This window comes from Actinoallomurus spadix, assembly GCF_024055725.1.
GTDB classification, from domain to species: Bacteria; Actinomycetota; Actinomycetes; order Streptosporangiales; family Streptosporangiaceae; genus Actinoallomurus; species Actinoallomurus spadix.
On record NZ_JAMXMX010000014.1, the window covers coordinates 62,080 to 80,759 of the forward strand.

General features: G+C 74.1%; 13 protein-coding genes. 7 read left to right on the forward strand and 6 right to left on the reverse strand.

The features are described 5' to 3' along the window. Positions 1–10: 10 nt before the first annotated feature. Entirely contained in the window at positions 11–1,057 is a 1,047-nt protein-coding gene (locus NE235_RS21680) for a PP2C family protein-serine/threonine phosphatase (RefSeq protein WP_252805838.1), read from the reverse strand. Between the two features lie 110 nt (positions 1,058–1,167). After that, positions 1,168–2,448 (reverse strand): FAD-dependent oxidoreductase, encoded by a 1,281-nt coding sequence (locus NE235_RS21685; protein ID WP_252805840.1) that lies wholly within the window; start codon positions 2,446–2,448, stop codon positions 1,168–1,170. Between the two features lie 148 nt (positions 2,449–2,596). Between NE235_RS21685 and NE235_RS21690 the strand changes: the two genes are divergently transcribed. From NE235_RS21690 to NE235_RS21710, 5 genes are all read left to right on the forward strand, one after another. Beyond that, positions 2,597–5,257 carry a helix-turn-helix transcriptional regulator gene (locus NE235_RS21690; protein WP_252805842.1) on the forward strand — a complete coding sequence of 887 codons (2,661 nt, stop codon included), beginning with the start codon at positions 2,597–2,599 and terminating at the stop codon, positions 5,255–5,257. Next, positions 5,257–7,902 (forward strand): LuxR C-terminal-related transcriptional regulator, encoded by a 2,646-nt coding sequence (locus tag NE235_RS21695; RefSeq protein WP_252805844.1) that lies wholly within the window; start codon positions 5,257–5,259, stop codon positions 7,900–7,902. The genes NE235_RS21690 and NE235_RS21695 overlap by 1 nt, the downstream gene beginning before the upstream one ends. Positions 7,903–8,018: 116 nt before the next feature. Next, entirely contained in the window at positions 8,019–8,501 is a 483-nt protein-coding gene (locus NE235_RS21700; protein WP_252805846.1) for a hypothetical protein, read from the forward strand. 97 nt (positions 8,502–8,598) lie between these two features. Next, a complete protein-coding gene (locus NE235_RS21705) occupies positions 8,599–9,276 on the forward strand; it encodes a hypothetical protein (protein ID WP_252805848.1) in 678 nt (225 codons plus the stop codon). A 3-nt stretch (positions 9,277–9,279) separates the two neighbouring features. Continuing rightward, entirely contained in the window at positions 9,280–10,197 is a 918-nt protein-coding gene (locus tag NE235_RS21710; protein ID WP_252805850.1) for a hypothetical protein, read from the forward strand. Between the two features lie 148 nt (positions 10,198–10,345). Here NE235_RS21710 and NE235_RS37565 read toward each other — a convergent pair whose 3' ends face one another. Continuing rightward, positions 10,346–10,474: a hypothetical protein gene (locus NE235_RS37565; protein WP_289849003.1), complete on the reverse strand. Its 129-nt coding sequence runs from the start codon at positions 10,472–10,474 to the stop codon at positions 10,346–10,348. A gap of 92 nt (positions 10,475–10,566) precedes the next feature. Between NE235_RS37565 and NE235_RS21715 the strand changes: the two genes are divergently transcribed. Beyond that, the gene (locus tag NE235_RS21715) at positions 10,567–11,508 is read left to right on the forward strand and encodes a LysR family transcriptional regulator (protein WP_252805852.1); all 942 of its coding nucleotides are present in this window, start codon (positions 10,567–10,569) and stop codon (positions 11,506–11,508) included. A gap of 146 nt (positions 11,509–11,654) precedes the next feature. Further along, on the forward strand, positions 11,655–12,896 hold the full coding sequence (locus NE235_RS21720; RefSeq protein ID WP_252805854.1) for a serine hydrolase domain-containing protein: 1,242 nt from the start codon (positions 11,655–11,657) through the stop codon (positions 12,894–12,896). A 3-nt stretch (positions 12,897–12,899) separates the two neighbouring features. Here the strand turns inward: NE235_RS21720 and NE235_RS21725 are convergent, their stop codons facing one another. From NE235_RS21725 to NE235_RS21735, 3 genes are all read right to left on the reverse strand, one after another. Next, complete coding sequence (locus NE235_RS21725) at positions 12,900–14,765, reverse strand: DEAD/DEAH box helicase (protein WP_252805856.1); 1,866 nt, start codon at positions 14,763–14,765, stop codon at positions 12,900–12,902. Between the two features lie 175 nt (positions 14,766–14,940). Continuing rightward, positions 14,941–15,756, reverse strand: a complete 816-nt coding sequence (locus NE235_RS21730) for an SAM-dependent methyltransferase (protein WP_252805858.1) — start codon at positions 15,754–15,756, stop codon at positions 14,941–14,943. Positions 15,757–15,833: 77 nt separating this feature from the next. Further along, positions 15,834–18,548: a right-handed parallel beta-helix repeat-containing protein gene (locus NE235_RS21735; RefSeq protein ID WP_252805859.1), complete on the reverse strand. Its 2,715-nt coding sequence runs from the start codon at positions 18,546–18,548 to the stop codon at positions 15,834–15,836. Positions 18,549–18,680 lie beyond the last annotated feature (132 nt).

Sequence of the window (18,680 nt, forward strand, 5' to 3'; positions counted from 1 at the left end):
CACCGGGCATCTAGGGTGCCCGCTTGATCGCGATGACCGCGACGTCGTCGTTCAGAAGCTCGTCGGTGTACGCGCACAGGTCCGCGTGCAGGCGCTCGACGAGCCGGCCGGGGTCGTCCTCGGCCAGGGTCCGCAGGCGCTCCTGGAGGGGGTAGAACCCGCCGTCGGCGCCGCGGGCCTCGATCACGCCGTCGGTGTAGAGGAACAGGACCTCGCCGGGACCGAAGGGGAAGGTGTCGATCCGTGCGTCGTACGGAGCCAGGTCCCCCAGGCCGAGCGGCGGCGCGGGCCGCGTCGCGACCAGCTCCGTGACCTCTCCTCCCGCCAGGAGCAGCGGCGGCGGATGCCCGCGGTTCACGACGTGCACGCACGCCTTCTCATCGGGGATGTCCAGCAGGGCCGCGGTGACGAACCGCTCGCCCCACCCCGGACCGCCGCCGTCGGCCGGAACGGGGTCGGCGGCGGCGGCGCCGTCCAGGAAGGCGAGCAGATCGCAGAGCGCCGACCGCTGGTGGGCCGCCGCCCAGAACGCCCCCACCACAAGGGCGGCGGTGTCGACGGCGGCGAGGCCCTTGCCGCGAACGTCCCCGATGATCAACCGCGTGCCCCGCGCGATGCGCGCCGCACCGTACAGATCACCACCGATCCTCGCCTCCTGCTCGGCGGTGAGGTACAACGAGGCGATCCGCAACGGACCGACCCGCTCCGGCAGAGGACGCATCAGCACCCGCTGCGCCGTCTCGGCCACCGAGCGCACGAGCGTCAGCTCTCGCCGGCGCCGCTTCCGCAGGGTGGAGGCGAACATCATCACGCCCAGGATCATGATCAGCGATGAGAGCTGCATCTCGTACTCGGCGACGCCGCGCCAGGTCTCCGAGACGCCGACGATCACGTACGCCGTGACGGCCACCAGCCCGATGACGGCGACCTCACCGGGACCCGCGAAGCAGGCCGCCGCCGCCGTCGCCACGCTGAGCAGCGGGCCGAGGTGGACATGCGGCCCATTGACGAGGTCGGCGGCTCCGATCACCATGACCAGGGCGAACGGGAGGAGCATCAGCGCGCGACCTCGCCACGAGGACCGTGGCCGGTCCGAACGGTCAGTACGCAACCGTCGCACCATCCCTGCGTACCCGCTGGTCGGCGGCGAACCGTCCCGGAGCCGCGCTAATCCCGGACGGCCACAGGCGCTCCGGTCCCGGCCCGCCGCTCCGGGGTGCGAACGTGCTCCGGCAACAGTCCGTAGAGCATGATCCTGGCCATCACCCGGGACAGCAGCCGCCTGCCCCGGGAAGTCTCGAGGACCGCGGGCAGGCGCGGCTCGGCCTCGTCCAAGACTCGGTCGACGACACGACGCTGGACGACCCGCTGGACGGTCTGCGTGCCGATCGTGGGCACCGCCCGGCGGCGCTGGACGCGGCGTACCAGGCCGGGGTTGAGCGTGCGGTCGAACCGCGCCGGATCGGCCTGCGCGCGGTACAGCGGATCGGCCAGGAGGTTGGCGGCCGCGACGGCGTCCTGAACGGCGAGGTTGATGCCGACGCCGCCGATCGGCGACATCGTGTGGGCGGCGTCCCCGATGGCGAGCAGGCCCGGCCGGTCCCAGCGAGAGAGCCGGTCGAGGCCGACTTCGAGGAAGGCGACCTTGCCCCAGTCGTCGACCTCCCCGACCCGGTCGGCCAGGAACGGCACCAGCGCCGCCAGCCGGTCCCGCAGCATCGGGAGCCCCTGGGCGCGGACCCGCTCGTACGACCCCTTCGGGATCAGGTAGGCGATCTGCCAGTAGTCCCCGCGGTCGATCGCCGCCGCCATCTGGCCCCGGCCGAGGTAACCGCCGAGGCCGCTCCCGTCGCCGGGCCGCCGGGAGATCCGCAGCCAGAGGACGTCCATCGGCGCGCCGAGCTCGGTGGGGACCATGCCGGCGGCCGCGCACAGAGCGGACCGGCGGCCGTCCGCGGCGACGGTGAGGACGGCGCGCAGCTCATGCTCGCCGGAGGCGTCCCGGTATCGCACTCCTCGCACCGCGCCGTCTCGTTCGAGCGGGCCGAGGACCTCGGCGTTCATCAGCAGCCGGAACGCCGGAGACCGCCGCGCGTGCTCCACCAGCAGGGTCAGGAAGTCCCACTGCGGGATCATCGCGATGTGGTGGTACCTCGCCCGGGTGAACCGGCCGAGGTCCATGTCGACCAGCGGCCGGGCGTCCGTTCCGATCCGCAGCGTCGTCAGCTTCCGGTGCGGGAGTCTCTCCAGCTCGCCGACCAGCCCGAGCTCGTCCATGATCTGGAGCGTGGACGGGTGGACCGTGTCGCCCCGGAAGTCGCGGAGGAAGTCGCCGTGCTTCTCCAGCACCGTCGTCCGCACCCCGGCGCGGGCCAGCAGGAGGCCGAGCATGATCCCGGCCGGACCTCCGCCCGCGATGGCGCAGGTCGTCGTCTGAGCTTCCGGCATCACCGATCCCGCCCTCGGTCGCGGCCGTGACGTACGGGAAACGCCTCTGCCTCATACCCGCGCCGCGCCCCGGGAATCGGAGAACAGCCCTGACCGGATCCGGCCACCGTTCTGTCACTCACCGAGGTCACCTCCGTACGATCGGTGCATGTGGTCCCCTTTGCCGTTCGTCGGCCGCGGGGCCCAGCTCGACACGGTGCGGTCGCTGCTGACGGACGGGGCCGCTCGGGGAGTCGTGATCGCAGGCGCGCCCGGGGTGGGAAAGACGCGCCTGATGGCGGAGGCGATCGCCGAGCTCGACCCCGCCCGGTTCACCGCGCTCCGGGCCCAGGCCACCCTGGCCGCCTCCGCCCTGCCGTACGGCGCGTTCGCGCACCTGCTGCCCGCCGGTCCCGGCCCGGACGGTGACTCCGGTGGGGAACATCTGCTCGGGCCGGCCGACGGCCCCGGCTGGGCGGCCGACGCGCTGCTCGCGCGGAGCGGCCGCACCACGCCGGTGGTGGCGGTCGACGACGCCCACCGGCTCGATCCGGCGTCGGCCGCGCTGGTGACGGAGGTGGTCGCCCGGGGGTCGCGGCTGCTCGCCACCGTCCGCAGCGGAGAGGACGTCCCCGCCCACGTCCGGCGGCTGTGGCGGGACGGGCCCGTGCCGTCGCTGGCGCTCGGCCCGCTCTCGGCGGCCGATACCGCGCGGATGCTGGCGCACTGCGTTCGCGGCCAGGTGGAGGCGGCGACCTCGCGGCGCCTGTGGCGGATCACCGAGGGCAATCCGCTGTTCCTGCGTGAACTCGTCCTCGCGGGCGCCCTGACCGAGCGCCGCGGCGTGTGGCGGCAGCGGGGCGACCTGCCCGTCGCGCCGCGGTTGTCAGAGCTGATCGGCGGCCGGATCGGCGAGGTCGACGAGGAGGAGCGGGCGGTCCTCGAGCTCGTGGCGTTCGGTGAGCCGGTCGGCCTCGATCTCCTCACCGGCCTCACGTCACCCGCGGCCGTACGCCGCGTCGTCGACCGGGAGCTCGTCGTGGTGGTCACCGACCGGCGCCGCCGGCTCGCGCGGCCGGCGCATCCGCTGTACGGCGAGGTGATCCGCGCGCGGACCGGTGGCCTGCGTGCCCGCAACCGGTTGCGCGCGCTGGCGGAGGCGACCGAGGCCACGGGGCTGCGCCGGCGTCATGACGTGCCGCGCGTCGCCGGGTGGCGGCTGCGGAGCGACAGCGTCACCGGCGCCGCGCCCATGGCCGCGGCCTGCCGGCTGGCGTGGGCCGCGTACGACGTCGACCTGGCCGTCCGGCTGGGGCGGGCGGCCCTGGCGGCCGGTGGCGGCGTCGACGCGGCGGTCCTCCTGGGGACCGTCCTGCACTTCGCCGACCGGCCCGGGGAGGCCGAGGCGGCGTTACGCCGGGCCGCGGACGAGGCGGGCACCGACCGCGAGCGCGCGCTGGTCGCCGCGGCCCGCGCCCGCGTCCTCCACGGTGGCCTCGGCCGCGCCGCCGAGGCCCATCAAGTCCTCGACGCCGCGGGCGCCACGGTCACGGCTCCGGAGTGGCGGCAGGAACTGCTCGCGGTCAGGGCGTCCTGCGAGGTCCTCGCCGGGCGTGTCGAAGCGTCGCCGGCGCTGATCGCCCGCGTCCGCGCCATGGGGGTGCCGCTCCCCCGGGTGGCCGCCCGCCTGGCCGCCGCCGAGGCCGGCGCGCTCGCGTGGAGCGGGCGCGCCGAACAGACGACGACCGTCGTGCGGGCGGCCCTCGCGACCGCGCGGGACTGGCGCGACGACGTTCCGGACGTCCTCGCCGGGCTCGGCCTGGCGCGCCTGACGGCCCGCGTCGTCGCCGGCGATCTCGGTGCGGCCGAAGACCTGGCCGAGGCCGGCTACCGCGCGCTCGGCGATTCCGGCACGTGGCACACCGGCCTCGCGGTCCTCGCCGCCGTACGCGGGCAGATCTGCCGCATGCGCGGCGAGGTCGGCACGGCGGTCCGCTGGTGCCGCGAGGCGGCCGCGCGGTTCGGGGACGCTCCGGCCGGGTTCGCCGGGCTCTGCTTCGGGGAGCTCGCCCACGCGCTGGCGCTCGCCGGCGACGTCCCCGCCGCCGAGGAAGCCCTGGCGGAGGCGGAACGGCGTGCGCTGCCCACCTGCCTCGCCCCGGACTTCCCGGCCGTGTCGGCCCGTGCCTGGGTGCGGGCCGCCCGCGGCGACGTCGACGGGGCCGTGGCGGCCGCGCTCGACGGCGCCGCACGCGCGCGGGCGAACGGCCTGGCGGCGTTCGAGATGTCCACGCTGCACGACGCGGTACGCCTCGGCGCGGCCGATCGTGCCGCCGGCCGGCTCGCGGTCCTGGCCGGGCGGGTCGACGGGGCCCTCGCGCCGCTGTACGCGCGGCACGCCGCCGTGGCCGGTGACGGCTCCGCGCTGGCCGCCGTGTCTGCGGAGTACGAACGTCTCGGCCTCATCCTCTACGCCGCGGAGGCGGCGGCCCAGGCGGCGGCCGCGCACGAGTCCGCGGGGCGTCCTTCGGCGGCCCGCGCGGCGAACACCCGGGCATGGCGCACCGCCCGCCGGTGCCAGGGCGCCCGCACACCGGCCCTCGCCGCGATGGCGACCCCGGAGGTCACCGCGCGCCAGCGCCAGGTCATCCAGCTCGTCGTCACGGGATCGACCAATCGCGAGATAGCCGGGCGGCTCGGGCTCTCGGTCCGTACGGTCGAGAACCACCTGCTCAGAGCGTACGAGCGGCTCGGCGTCGGCGATCGCGCCGAGCTCGCGGATCTGTTCGGCACGGCCGGCGCTCCGGCCGGCCACGGAGGGGTGACCTGATGGCGGACCTCCCACCGGTGCCCCGCGACGCGGAAGCCCCGGCCCGCTGGCCGTTCGTCGGCCGTACGGCACAGCTCGACGCGGTGCGCGCGATCCTCGACGACGGGCCGTACGCCGGGGTGGTCGTGGCCGGTCCCCCCGGGGCGGGCAAGAGCAGGCTGGCCGCGCAGGCCGTCTCGGAGCGCGCGAGCGGCACGGTCGTGACGGTGCGCGGCACGACGGCCGCCGCCGACCTGCCCTTCGGCGCGGTCGCCCATCTGCTCCCGGAGCGGTTCCCGCCCGACGGCGGCGCGAACCCCCTGCGCCGGGCCGCGGAGGCCCTGCGTCCCCCGGACGGCGGCACACCGCTGCTCAACGTCGACGACGCGCACCTGCTGGACTTCGCCTCGGCGGCGCTCGTCCACCATATGGTGCTGCACTGCCAGGCCCGCCTGCTGGCGACCGTCCGCAGCGGCGAACCCGCGCCCGACCCCGTCGTCGCCCTGTGGAAGGACGGCCTCGTCCGGCGCATCGAACTCGAGCCCTTGCCGGTCGAGGAGACCGGCCGCCTGCTCGCCCAGGTCCTCGGCGGGCGGGTCGAGACGGTGACCCTGCGACGGCTGTGGCGGGTGACGCAGGGCAACCTCCTCTACCTGCGCGAGATGGTGATCGCCGGCCGTGTGTCCGGGGCGCTCGACGAGATCGGCGGGCTGTGGCGCTGGGGCGGCGACCTGTCCCTAACCCCCCGGCTCCACGACCTCGTCGAGGCCCGCATCGGGGAACTCGACGAGGACGAACGCGAGACGCTGGAGTTCGCCACGTTCGGCGAGCCGCTCGGCGCGGACGTCCTCGCACGCCTCACCGACGCCGCGGCCGTCGAACGCTGCGAGGCACGACAGCTCATCACCGGCTTCCGCGACGGCCGGCGGCTCCAGGTGCGGCCCGCCCACCCGCTGTACGGGGAGGTCGTCCGCGCCCGCGCGACCCCCGAACGCGCCCGGGACCTGTTCGCCCGGCTCGCCGACGCCGTCGAGGCGACCGGGGCGCGGCGGCGCGACGACGCGCTGCGCGTCACCGTGTGGCGGCTCGACAGCGGGACGGCCCGGCGGCCGCACCCACTGATCACCGCCTGCCGCCTGGCGATGTCCGTCTTCGACATCACGCTGGCGCAGCGGCTGGGCCGGGCCGCGGTCGCCGCGGGCGGCGGTCCGGCCGCCGCCGTTCCGCTGGCCTACGCGCTCTTCTTCGACGACCGGCCGGAGGAGGCCGAGCAGGTCCTGCGCCGGGTCATGGACGGCCCGGCCGCCGAGACCGATCGCTCCGGCTACGCGTGGATCCGCGCGCTCGGACTCACGTGGAGCGTGGGGGACGCCGACGCCCACCGGGTCGCCGAGGAGGCCGCCTCCGCCGTCACCGACCCGGCGGTCCGCCAGGATCTGCTGGTCGCGAGCGCGTTCGTCCACTTCTTCGCCGGGCGTCCCCTCGACTCCGACCGGCAGCTCGCGGCGGCGCGCCGGCTCGGCGCCGTCCGCAACCCGGCGAGCGCGGCCGAGGCCGCGGTCGTCGAGGGCCTCCGGCTGGCGCACGGCGGGAAGACCGTCCCCGCGCGGGCCCTCGCCGACGCGACACTGCGGGACGCCACGCGCTGGCGGGATGACACGCCCGACGTGTACTGGAGCCTGCAGTGCGTCCGCCTGCTTTCGTTCCTGTTCGAGGGCGACCTGACCGCGGCGGAGGAGGTCACCGGCCTGACCCGGCGCCTCATGCGGGAAGAGGCACCCTGGCGGCTGGGCGTGGCCGGGTTCGACGGCCACCTCGCCCAGATCCGCCTCCTCCGGGGGCAGGCCGCGGACGCGGTCCGCTTCTCTCGCGAGGGCATCGCCAACCTGGGCGGGTACAAGGCCGGGTTCGCCGGGCTGTGCCTCGGCGAACTCGCCCACGCCTCGGCCCTGCTCGGTGACGGGGCGACCGCCGAGAGTGCCCTCGCCGACGCCGTCGACCGGTCGCTGCGGACGTTCGTGCCGATCGACTTCCCCGCGACGCTCGCCCGCCCGTGGGTGCACGCCGCCGCCGGCGACCTCGACGCCGCCGTGGCCGCCGCCCTTGCCGCCGCGGACGACGCCGAGACCCACGGTCTGCGCGGCTACCGGATGTTCGCCCTGCACGATGTCGTACGCCTCGGGGCCGCTCCCCTCGTCGCCGGAAGGCTGACCCGCCTGTGCCCGGCCGTCGACGGCCCGCTCGCGCCCGTCCTCGCCCGGCACGCGGTCGCCGCCGCCGCCGGTGACGGCCCCGAACTCGACGCGGTCTCCCGTGCCTTCGAGCGGATGGGCCTGCTCCTGCACGCCGCCGAGGCCGCCGCGCAGGCCGCCGCCGCGTACGGGCCGGCCCGGCGGCCCGGCGTCTTCGCCGCGTCCCGCGCCTGGGCTCTCGCCGGCCGCTGTCAGGGCGCCCGCAGCCCGGCCCTGCGCGGGCTCACGCCACCGCGGCTCACGGCACGGCAGCGGGAGATCGCGGGTCTCGCGGCGACCGGGCTGAGCAACCGGGAGATCGCCGACCGTCTCACGCTGTCACCCCGCACGGTCGCCAATCACCTGGTCGGCGTGTACCGCAGGCTCGGCGTCGGCGACCGCGCCGCCCTCGCCGACCTGCTGCCCCGGATCTGAGCGGAGCCGGCCTCACCGCGGATGTTGAGTACGGCCTACTCATGCCCACGGCGCCGGGCGTTCCTAGCGTGGTCTCACCGCCGGAGATCTCGGCGGTCGACGGGGAAGGGGCAGCGATGGCCAAGCTGTACGCGTCATGGGTACCGGGGTACTCCTTCGTCCCCCAGGCCATGGGCACGGGGACACTCGATCCGAGGAACCAGCCGTTCGTCGACGTCAACGGGCTACGGGAAGGGTTCGGGGCCCACTTCTACCTCAAGCAGGGTCAGGCCAACTGGTTCCACGTGGCCATCCCCACACCGGTCATCGTCGAGGACCGCCGCGCGACGCTCGGCCGCGTGATGGTGCTCTTCTCGGTCACCGCGCAGTTCGCCGCGCTGCAGGCCGTGGACGTCTGGGACGGCCCCAACCGCATCCTGCACCGCGACGGTCTGAGCATCGACGGCAACCACAACACGGGGCTGGACGCCTTCAACACCTGGAACGTCAACCACGACGGCATCGCCTGGGGCGTCGGAATCTCCATGCTGTTCTCCGCCCCGGGCGGAGGCGAGATCTACTTCGCCTCCGCCGGTGGCGACTTCTTCCACAACATCTGATCCACGCCTCGGCCGTCGCGGGGGGCGCCGGCCGAGGCCGCTTCCGGCCCGGTCACCGGGCCTTGTCCGGAGAACGGCGAACGGGGAGGAGGCCACGATGGCCGCCAGAACAACGATCCATGACCTGACCGGACCTCGCGGTGGCACCGGCCGGAGAAGCCGAACGGCGCTCGCGGCCGTCGCGTGCGCCGCGCTTCTCATCGGCGGCTGCAACAGCGGCGCCGTGGGAGACGGCTCGGGCGGAGGCGGGGGTGGAAACGGCGGCGGAGGCAACGGACACGGGAACGGCGGCGGTGGGAACGGTGGTGGCGGGAACGGTGGCGGCGGGAGCGGCACCAGCCGGTACGGCTTCGGTCTCCCATCCGGCCCGACCGGCGGTGACGCGCCCGCCGGTGCCGTGTACGAGGACATCCTCGGCAAGAACTGTGCTCAGGCGGAGCAGGATTCCAGGGCGGAGACGCTGGAGGGATCCGACTACCTGCCTCTCCTGCAGATCGGCATCGCATTGTGCCGGGGAGACCTGAGCAGCGCGCAACGGGACCTCGCGTCCTTGGCGCGCCCCTCGTGGGACTCGAATACCTGGTTCATGTGCGAGCTCTACCGGGCGGCCGAGTCCTTCGTCCACCAGCGCCCACGGTCGGCGTACGGCACCTGCCCCTCGCCTCCCGCCGACCCCTCCGAGTCCTCCTCGCCGGACGAAGGCGGATCCTCCGGGCCCGTGGACTCCTCCCAGCCCTCCGACTCCTCGCAGTCCTCCCCCGGAACCGGCGGCTGATCGATGCCGGAGCGGTCTCCGGACACGGCGCGGCCGACCGGGCAGGAGGCGGTGGCGGCCGAGACCGGCGGTGACGGCGGGAAGGGCAACGAGATCCTCCGCTGGCTCGTCGGCGTGGTCGCCAACGCCACCGTCCTGACCGCCCTGCTGGTGTACTTCGGCTGGCAGCGCAACGATGTGCAGTCTCAGGAGCTCGGGTTCGACGAGAGCATCCTCGGGATGTCGACCCGGGACTATGTGCTCCGCAGCGTCTGGCCGGTGCTCGTCCTCCTGCTGACCATCGCGATCGGCGGGATGGTGTGGCTGCGGTGGGACGACCGGCTGGTGCGCCGGATCCGGGCCGGCGGCCGGGACGACCGCGAGGTCCGGTGGACGCTCCGGATGCTGCCGTTCGCCTGGCTCATCCTGCCCGGAGCCGTGTGGATCATCGGGTACGTGTGGCGGACCGCGGCGTACGTCGCCTTCCCCTTCAGCATCGGCGCCGGAGTCCTCCTCCTCGTTTACGCCGTTCAGCTGCGGAGCATGCTGCCGGGGGCTGTCGATCCCCCTCCCGGGCGGGCGCCGCTGCTGCGCGCGTTCGCCGCGATCATCGTCGGCGTCTCGCTGTTCTGGGGGGCGTCCGACTACGCGACGATCCAGGGGTACGCGATGGCGGACCGCTTCGCCGCCGGCATCCGGAACCTCACCCAGGTCGTCGTCTACAGCCCCAAGCGGCTGTACCTGACCGCGCCGGGTGTGACGGAGACGAGGCTCGCCGACGACAAGGCGGCCTACCGCTACCGGTACTCCGGCCTGCGGCTGAACGTGCACACCGGCGGCCACTACGTCCTGGTGTCCGACGGCTGGACCCGGCGCGACGGCGTGGTGATGCTGATCGCCGATGACGATCCCGTACGCCTGGAGTTCGTCCGCCGGCGGTGAACCGTCACGGGCCGACCATCGCCGCCGAGGATCCTCGTCGTCAGGACGACGGGGATCTCCGGCGGGACGGACCAGGTCACAGCCGGGCGCGCTCAGGAGAGCGGGTCGTTCCGGGAGTACGCGGACGACCTCGGCGGCCCGGGGGATGTCAGCGGGGGAAGCGGGTCCGGGCCCAGTCGAGGCCGTCGCGGCTGTCGGTGCCCGCGAGGGGGCCGAGCACGGCCAGGGCGATGAACAGCGCGAACACGATCAACATGGTGAGACTCTCCTCCGTCATCAGCCTTCTTGCTTGTTGCTACTTACATTTTCCGCCTCGCAACCATGAAGGTCCAGCGAGCATTACTGCACGGAATCTGTAAGCTCTCCTGAATGATCGACCTCGTCCGCTTGCGGGTGCTTCGCGAGCTTCAGCTGCGCGGCACGGTCGGCGCGGTCGCCGACGCGCTCGGCTACAGCCCCTCCGCGGTCTCCCAGCAGCTCGCCCAGCTGCAGAAGGACGTCGGAGTGCGGCTCACCGAACGGGTGGGCCGCCGCCTCCGGCTGACCGAGGCGGGCGAGACCCTGGCCCGCGCCGCCGACGACCTGCTCGCCCAGGCCCGGCAGGCGGAGGAGTCCGCACGGGCCGCGTGCGGGGTCATGGCCGGCACCGTACGGATCGTCGCCTTCCAGACCGCACTGCTCAACCTGGTGGCGCCCGCGCTGGACGCCCTGTCGGCCCGCTACCCGGACCTCGTCGTCGAGGTGCTCGACGACGAGTTCGAGCGCGCGCTGCAGGCCCTCGTCCTGCAGGAGGTCGATCTGGTGATCAGTAACCAGTACGACGCCGTCCGGCGCCCGCGCACCGCCGGGCTGGCCGACGAGCTGCTGCTGACCGAGCCGACCCGGCTGATCCTGCCCGCCCGGCATCGCCTGGCCGCCACGGAGTCGCCGGTACGGGTCGCGGACCTGGCGGGCGAGGTGTGGGCGTCCGGGCACCCCGGGACCGCGCACGCCGAGCTCACCGAGCGGCTCTGCGTGGAGCACGGCGGCTTCCGGCCCGAGATCCGTTACCGCTCCAACGACCTGCTCGTCAACCTCGCGCTCGCGGCCCACGGCCAGGCGATCGTGCTGCTCCCCGAACTGGTGCGATACACCGACCGGTCCGGGATCGCGGTCCGCGACCTGGCCGACGCCGACGTACGGCGCCGCGTGATCGCCTGGACCCGCAGGGACGGCGACGTACGGCCGTCGGTGCGCGCGGTCCTCGACGCCCTGCGATCCGCCGCCGACGGGCTGACGTCCGTACGCCCCGGCGTCACGCGCGGAGAGTGATCCGCCGCGCGGACGGCGCCCGGAACGGCCTGGTGGGAGGGCTCGTCCTGCCACTCCCTCCAGGAGAACGGTGAACCTGGCGTCACCCCGGACACGGAAACCCGCGCCATGGGCGTCGCGCCCGCCCACCGGTTGGATCAGAGCCCATGAGCCATTCACGGACGAGAAGATCACTGGCACTCGCCGGGGCCGTTCTGGCCGTCTCCGTGGCGGGCGGTGCCGCGACGGCCTCCGCCGCTCCCCCGGCCACGGGAACGCTGCCGCCCCTGGATCCGGCCGCCCTGCGCGCGGCCATCGCCGGGCTGCCGAACGCCACGGTGACGGGCGCGATGGTGAAGGTCACCGGCCCCGACGGGCACTGGAGCGGCACCTCCGGCGTCGGCGACGTCCGGACCGGGACACCCGTTCCCCCGGACGGCCGGTTCCGGGCCGGCAGCATCTCCAAGGTGTTCACCGCGGCGGTCGTCCTGCAGCTCGCCGCCGAGCACAGGATCGACCTCGACCGGTCCGTCCAGCACTACCTGCCGGGCCTCCTGCCCGCCTCGTACCCGGACGTCACCGTCCGGCAGATCCTCGACCACACGAGCGGACTCCCGACGGACGGCGGCCTCGAGGATTCGCAGGGCGACCCGAACCGGTGGTTCGTGGACCACCGGTTCGACAGCTGGACGCCCCGGCAGATCGTCGCCGACGCGATGACGTACCCGATGGACTTCCCGCCCGGCACCCGCCAGCGCTACAACGGCCTCAACTACTACGTCGCCGGGCTGCTCGTCGAGAAGGTGACCGGACGGTCCTACGCCGACGAGGTGCGGCGGCGGATCCTCCGGCCGCTGCACCTGAGCGGCACCTTCGTCCTGGACCGGCGCGACCCGCGCCTCCCCGGCCCCCACTCCCACGGCTACGTCGCGGTGACCGAGAACGGCACCACCGTGCTGCACGACGTGTCCGAGCAGAGCCCCTATCCGTGGGCCGAGGGCGGGATCATCTCCACCGGCGACGACCTCACCCGCTTCATCCGCGCGCTCTTCCAGGGCCGGGTGGTGCCGCGCTCCGCGCTCGGCGCCATGTTCGCCGTGCCGGACGTGGCATACGCCGACCGGAACAACTGCGTCCTCGGACCCGACGCGGGCCGCGCCTGTTACAGCGCGGGCCTGATGCGGGTGCGGCTGCCGAACGGCCTGACGGGCTGGGGCAAGACCGGCTCTCGCCCCGGCTACACCAGCGGCGTGTTCGCCACCCGCGATCTGCGCCGCGTCCTCGTCTACTCGCTCAACCCGACGGGCAACAAGGACGGCTCGGAGCAGCCCTACGTCCTGAAGATCTCCGCAGCCGCCTTCGACCCGTCGCTCACCGCTCCGGAGGCGGCCGGCGCCACCCCGCGCTGACCCTCAGCGGGGGCGGCGGGGGCCGGCGTCGCGTTCGCGGCGGACGGTGGGCTTGCGGCCCTTGATGGTGGTTCTGCGGAGGGCCTTGATGACGTCGTCGGCCGCCCCCTCGGGGATCTCCACCAGGGAGAACCGGTCGGCGATTTCGATGGTGCCGATGTCCCGCCCCGCCAGGCGGGACTCGCCGGCGATCGCGCCGACCAGGTCCTGGGGCCGGATGCCGGCGCTGCGGCCGGCGCCCACGAACAGCCGGGTCATGCCCTGCGCGGGGCCGCGGCTCCGGCGGTCACGGTCACGGCCGCGGCCGTCCCGGCGGTCGCGGCCGTCCCGTCCGTCGCGGCCGGGCTTGTAGGCGACCTCTGGGATCTCCTCCTCGTCGACCGTCGCCCCGCTGGAGTCGTACGCGAGCTTGACCGCGGCGAGCGCCACCTCCATGACGTCGAACTCCTCGGCGAGCGGCTCGACGACGGCGAGGAACTGCTCCAGGTCGTCCTCGAGGAGGCTCTCGCGCAGCGCCGCGCGGGTCAGGTCGAGACGCCTGGCCCGCAGGTCGGCGACGGTGGGGACCTTCTGGACGGAGATCCGCTGCTTCGTCTGACGTTCGATCGCCTTGAGCATCCGGTGCTCGCGCGGCTCGGCGAGGGTGATCGCGACACCCTCGCGGCCCGCGCGGCCGACCCGGCCGATGCGGTGGACGTACGACTCGGGGGCGGAGGGGACGTTGTAGTTGACGACGTGGGTGAGCTGCTCGATGTCGAGGCCGCGCGCGGCCACGTCGGTGGCGATGAGCAGCTCGGCGGTGCCGTTGCGCAGCCGGCTCATGACCCGGTCCCGCTGCTCCTGGCTCATCCCGCCGTGCAGCGCCTCGGCGCGGTAGCCGGAGCCGTTGAGGCTCTCGGTGAGCTGGTCGACCTCCTCGCGGGTGCGGCAGAAGACGATCGCGGCGGCCGGCGCCTCGACGTCGAGGAGCCGGCCGAGCGCCGCCGGCTTGTGCGCGCGGGCCACGACGTACGCGTCCTGGCGCACCTTCGGCGCCTCACCCGGGGCCGGCGCCTGGCGGCCCATCTGGATGCGGACCGGCTCGCGCAGGTAGCGCCCGGTGATGCCCTCGATGCGCGGCGGCAGCGTCGCGGAGAACAGCACGGTCTGGCGGTCCTCCGGGGTCTCCTGGAGGATCGCCTCGATGTCCTCGGCGAAGCCCATGTCGAGCATCTCGTCGGCCTCGTCGAGCACGACCGCGCGGACGGTGTCCAGCTTCAGGGTTCCGCGGCCGATGTGGTCGAGAGCCCGGCCGGGCGTGGCGATCACGACGTCGACTCCGCGCTCGATCGACTTGATCTGCCATCCGATCGGCTGGCCGCCGTAGATCGGCAGCGCGCGCACGCCCATGTCCCGGCCGTACCGGTGGAACGCCTGGGAGACCTGGACGGCCAGCTCACGGGTCGGGACGAGGACGAGGGCCACCGGCCCGGCGCCCCGGCCGTCCTCGGGCATCCGCTGCAGGATCGGCAGCGCGAACGCCGCGGTCTTGCCGGTCCCCGTCGCGGCCTGGCCGACGAGGTCACTGCCCTCGACCAGCGGCGGGATCGCCTCGCGCTGGATCGGGGTGGGCTCCTCGTAGCCCAGCCCGGACAGCGCGTTCAGCAGCTCCTGCCGCAGCGGCAGGTCCGCGAAGGTCGTCGTGCCTTCACCGCTCGCGTCACCGCCCGCCTCGGCGCTCGCGCCGTCGGCCACGTCACCGCGCACCTCGGCGCTCGCGCCGTCGGCCACGTCACCGCGCACCTCGGCGCTCGCCTCGGCGTTCACGTCACCGTTCACGGCGCTGTTCACGTCGCCGGCCATGCCGTCGGACTCGTTGGGGGTCATCATCGACTGGTCCTTCCCAAAGCTCACCTCTACGCCTACACCGTCCCGGTCGGCGTCGTTCGACCGCACCCCAGGTTGGAGCGTTCCTGTAAGGACCGGGCCGATGGAACGAGCGCACAGACGGGCGCGGCCGGGCGGAGGTGAACGCTCGAGACGGGTGGGTGCCGGGGCGCGCCGGTCAGGGCTTTCGCCCCACGCCCGCGACCGACCAGATCATCTCGGGGTCGACGGCGGGTACGCCGGAGTCCGGACGCCAGGCCGGCACCTTGACGATACCGGGCTCGACGAGGTCCAGCCCCTCGAAGCAGGGTTCGACCTCGGCCAGGGAGCGGACGTTGCGCCGCCGGCTGCCCCTGACGATCTGCTCGTCCTGGTAGAGCTCGGCGAGCTTCTCGGTGACCTGGGGCCGGGGATCGGAGATCGCGTGGCTGATGGCCACGTAACTGCCGGAGGCGATCCCCCGGAGGAACCCCTCGACGATGCGCACCGCGACGTCGTCCTCCGGGATGATGCTGAGCACCCCGACGAGCAGGATCCCGACCGGCTGCCGCAGGTCGATCAGCTCCGTCAGCCGCGGATGGGCGAGCAGCGCGACGGGGTCGCGCATGTCGGCGCGGATGACCGCGGTCCGGGAGGAGCCCGTGAGCAGCGCCTGGGCGTGGTTGACGACGAGCGCGTCCTGGTCGGCGTACACGACCCGCGCCTCGGGGGCCGTGGCGTGCGCGACCTCGTGCACACTGCCCCGGGTCGGCAGCCCGCAGCCGACGTCGACGAACTGCCGGATCCCTTCGTCCACCATGAAGCGCACCGCGCGGTGGAGGAAGTGACGTGACTCCCGTGCCATGATCGGGAGCTCGGGCGCCAGGGCGAGGGCGCGTTCGGCGACCGCCCGGTCGGCGGCGAAGTTGTCCTTCCCGCCGAGGATGTAGTCGATCATCCGGGCCTCGTTGGGCATGGTCGGGTCGAAGCCGGACGACCTCGAGCCAGACTCCACCTTCGCCCCCTCACGGACCACCACGGGTTGAATGATTCCAGATAACGGCGCCTGCCGCAGAACTACGCGGCAACGCCTCAAAGCGGAGCATCCGGAAGATCCTCCGGCCGGACGATCGTCAGGTCGTCCTTCGTCGGGGCGCGGAGTTCCGCGACCCGCGCCGCCTGCTGCTCGGTCATCCGCTGGAAGACCTGCCGGGCCGCGCGGCCGTTGCCGAAGCGCGCCCCGCGCGGATGGCGCTCGAAGAACTCCAGCAGCCGGGCGAGGGTCTCGTCGGGCAGGTGGTAGTCGTGCCGGCGCGCCTGGTACTGCACGATCCGGACGAGCTCCTCGGAGGAGTAGTCCTCGAAGGTCAGCGTGCGGGTGAACCGCGACGCGAGCCCGGGGTTGGAATCGATGAACCGCTCCATGTCGCCCGGGTAGCCCGCCGCGATGACCACCACCTCGTCGCGGTGGTCCTCCATCAGCTTGACCAGCGTGGCGATGGCCTCCTGCCCGAAGTCGTTGCTCTGCCCGTACGGCGCCAGGGCGTACGCCTCGTCGACGAACAGCACGCCGCCCAGCGCCCGCTTGAACACCGCCTGCGTCTTCGGCGCCGTGTGGCCGACGTACTCCCCGACCAGGTCGCCGCGGTCGGTCTCCACCAGGTGCCCGCTGGACAGCAGCCCGAGCGCGGCGAGGATGCGCCCGTAGAGCCGGGCGACGGTCGTCTTCCCGGTGCCGGGGTTGCCGGCGAAGACCAGGTGACGCGCCAGCGGCGGCGGCGACAGCCCCACCTCCTCGCGGCGCTTGACCATCTGCATCAGCTTGGCCAGCGAGGCGACCTCCTGCTTCACACGGCTGAGGCCGACCAGCCGGTCGAGCTCGGCGAGCAGGTCCGCGAGGTTCTCTTTGCCGTCGCCCTCCGCCGAGACGGCGCGGGCGGTGGCGTGCGCCGCGCCGGGGCGCAGCGCCGCGCGCTGGCTGCGTTCGGCGGACGGGATGGCGCTGGTGGCGACGTTGCCGGTCCGGCAGTCCTGGAACACCGGCTCGGCGCCGTCCGCGACGGTGAGGTCCTCCTTCGTGTCGTGCACGAGACAGCGGCGCACGGTGGGCGTGGCGTGCGCGCCGACGTACAGCGCGGGAAAACCCGTCTCGGAGATGTCGCAGTCCTCGAGCACACCGGCGGCGCCCTCGTTGAGGTACACGCCGTTCTTCCCGGACCGGGCGATCGTCACCGACCGGACGCGCGGCCGGGCGCCCGTCCAGATCACCAGCGCGCTGCCCTCGGTGTCGCAGATCTCGGCGTCCTCGATCCACGCCTCGCTGCCCTCGTCGAGGAACACCCCCGCCGATCCGGTCCCCGAAACCTTCCCACCGCGGATCAGCACGCCGGTGTCGGGCCCCACCTCGATCCCGGTACGGGCCACGTCGGAGACCTCGCAGTCGTCCAGCAGCGGCCGGTGCCGGGTGGTGACCTGGGCGCCCATCTCCACGTCGCTGACCCGGCACTCGCGCAGCACCGCGTCGGCGCCCTCGATCGACACCCCGGCCAGCCGCGCGCGTTCGATCCGGGTCCGCTCGGCGAACAGGTCGGCGCGCTCGTCGACCCGTACGCCGTGCTCGGGAGTCTCGCGGACGTGGCAGTCCTGCAGCGTGGCCCGCGCGCCGCCGCCGACGTGGACGGCCGTGAACGCCGTACGGGCGATCTCGCACTCCCGCAGGGACACGACCGCGTCGCCCTTGCAGTGGACCCCGTTCGCCCCGGACCGGGCGAACACCGACCGGCGGGCGCGCACCGCGCCCGCGCCGGTGACGACCAGCGCCGTCCCGGTGACGTCGACGGCGCGCACGTCCTCCAGGTCCAGCCGGCACGACCCCGTCGCGACGATCGCCGCGGCGTCGGTCTCGCGGACCTGGCAGTCCTTCAGCCGGGCGGCGGCCTCGCCGCGCACGAGGACGCCCTCCGCCTTGGTGCGGACGATCTCGCAGCCCTCGAGCCGGACCCGGCGGTCCTCCAGCCCTGCGGACGCGCCCTCGGCCTCGTCGCGGTGAGCCGTGGCCGGCGCCGGCTCCGCCGCGCCCGCGGAGTCCTCCAGGCGCACGCCCTGCGCCCCGGAGTCGTGCAGCTCGCAGCCGCGCAGGGACGCGTACGCGGCGCCGCCGAGGACCAGCGCGGCGTTCCCCGACCGGCGGATCTTGCACTCGGTGAAGATCCCATGGGCGGCGCCGCCGAGCTGCAGGCCGGGGCCGCGGGACCGGTCGACGACGGTGCGGACGCACTCGACCTGCGCGGTGCCGTCGAGCCGCACGCCCGCGCCGGCCACCGACCGCACGGTGCAGTCCGCGATGATTCCCTTGCTCGTGCCCGTCACGCGCACGCCCTGGCCGGCGTCCCGCAGGTCGCAGCCGCGCAGCGTGAAGGTCGCGTCGGTGAAGGTGATGCCGCCGCCGCTGATCTCACAGCGTTCGAGGACCGGCGCGCCGTCCCGGCCCAGCACGGCCACGTCCGCCGAGCCCGCCGCCTCCAGCGTCAGGTCGCGCACGGTCGCCGAGCAGCCGTGCAGGCTCAGCGCGGGCCCGTGCGGTGAGACGACGCGCACCGTCCCCGCGCCCCTCGCGGCGACGATCGTGACGTTCCGGTCGACGATCAGCGCCTCGTTGTAGACACCGGGCTGGACGGAGACCACCGCGCCGTCGGCCGCGGCGCGCACGGCGGCGCCGATCGTACGGTGCCCGCCCCAGGCCCCGGGCGCGACGCGCTGCCAGCCCGCCTTGACACGGAACTCCTCACGATCCGTGTTCCCTGGCATACCCACGCGATCAAGCTTGCCAGGCTCACCTGCCACACGCGAGTGCCCCGGTCCCGCGACCCGGCCGCGGGCGATGTCACGTGCATCACGATCCGGCAACCGTCACCACACCGCTCCGCCGAGTGAGATCAT

Excerpts from the sequence above, each read along its gene's own strand:
- NE235_RS21680 (WP_252805838.1), bottom strand. The coding sequence starts at position 1,057 with ATGCTCCTCCCGTTCGCCCTGGTCATGGTGATCGGAGCCGCCGACCTC.
- NE235_RS21685 (WP_252805840.1), bottom strand. The coding sequence starts at position 2,448 with ATGCCGGAAGCTCAGACGACGACCTGCGCCATCGCGGGCGGAGGTCCG.
- NE235_RS21690 (WP_252805842.1), top strand. The coding sequence starts at position 2,597 with ATGTGGTCCCCTTTGCCGTTCGTCGGCCGCGGGGCCCAGCTCGACACG.
- NE235_RS21695 (WP_252805844.1), top strand. The coding sequence starts at position 5,257 with ATGGCGGACCTCCCACCGGTGCCCCGCGACGCGGAAGCCCCGGCCCGC.
- NE235_RS21700 (WP_252805846.1), top strand. The coding sequence starts at position 8,019 with ATGGCCAAGCTGTACGCGTCATGGGTACCGGGGTACTCCTTCGTCCCC.
- NE235_RS21705 (WP_252805848.1), top strand. The coding sequence starts at position 8,599 with ATGGCCGCCAGAACAACGATCCATGACCTGACCGGACCTCGCGGTGGC.
- NE235_RS21710 (WP_252805850.1), top strand. The coding sequence starts at position 9,280 with ATGCCGGAGCGGTCTCCGGACACGGCGCGGCCGACCGGGCAGGAGGCG.
- NE235_RS37565 (WP_289849003.1), bottom strand. The coding sequence starts at position 10,474 with ATGACGGAGGAGAGTCTCACCATGTTGATCGTGTTCGCGCTGTTCATC.
- NE235_RS21715 (WP_252805852.1), top strand. The coding sequence starts at position 10,567 with ATGATCGACCTCGTCCGCTTGCGGGTGCTTCGCGAGCTTCAGCTGCGC.
- NE235_RS21720 (WP_252805854.1), top strand. The coding sequence starts at position 11,655 with ATGAGCCATTCACGGACGAGAAGATCACTGGCACTCGCCGGGGCCGTT.
- NE235_RS21725 (WP_252805856.1), bottom strand. The coding sequence starts at position 14,765 with ATGATGACCCCCAACGAGTCCGACGGCATGGCCGGCGACGTGAACAGC.
- NE235_RS21735 (WP_252805859.1), bottom strand. The coding sequence starts at position 18,548 with ATGCCAGGGAACACGGATCGTGAGGAGTTCCGTGTCAAGGCGGGCTGG.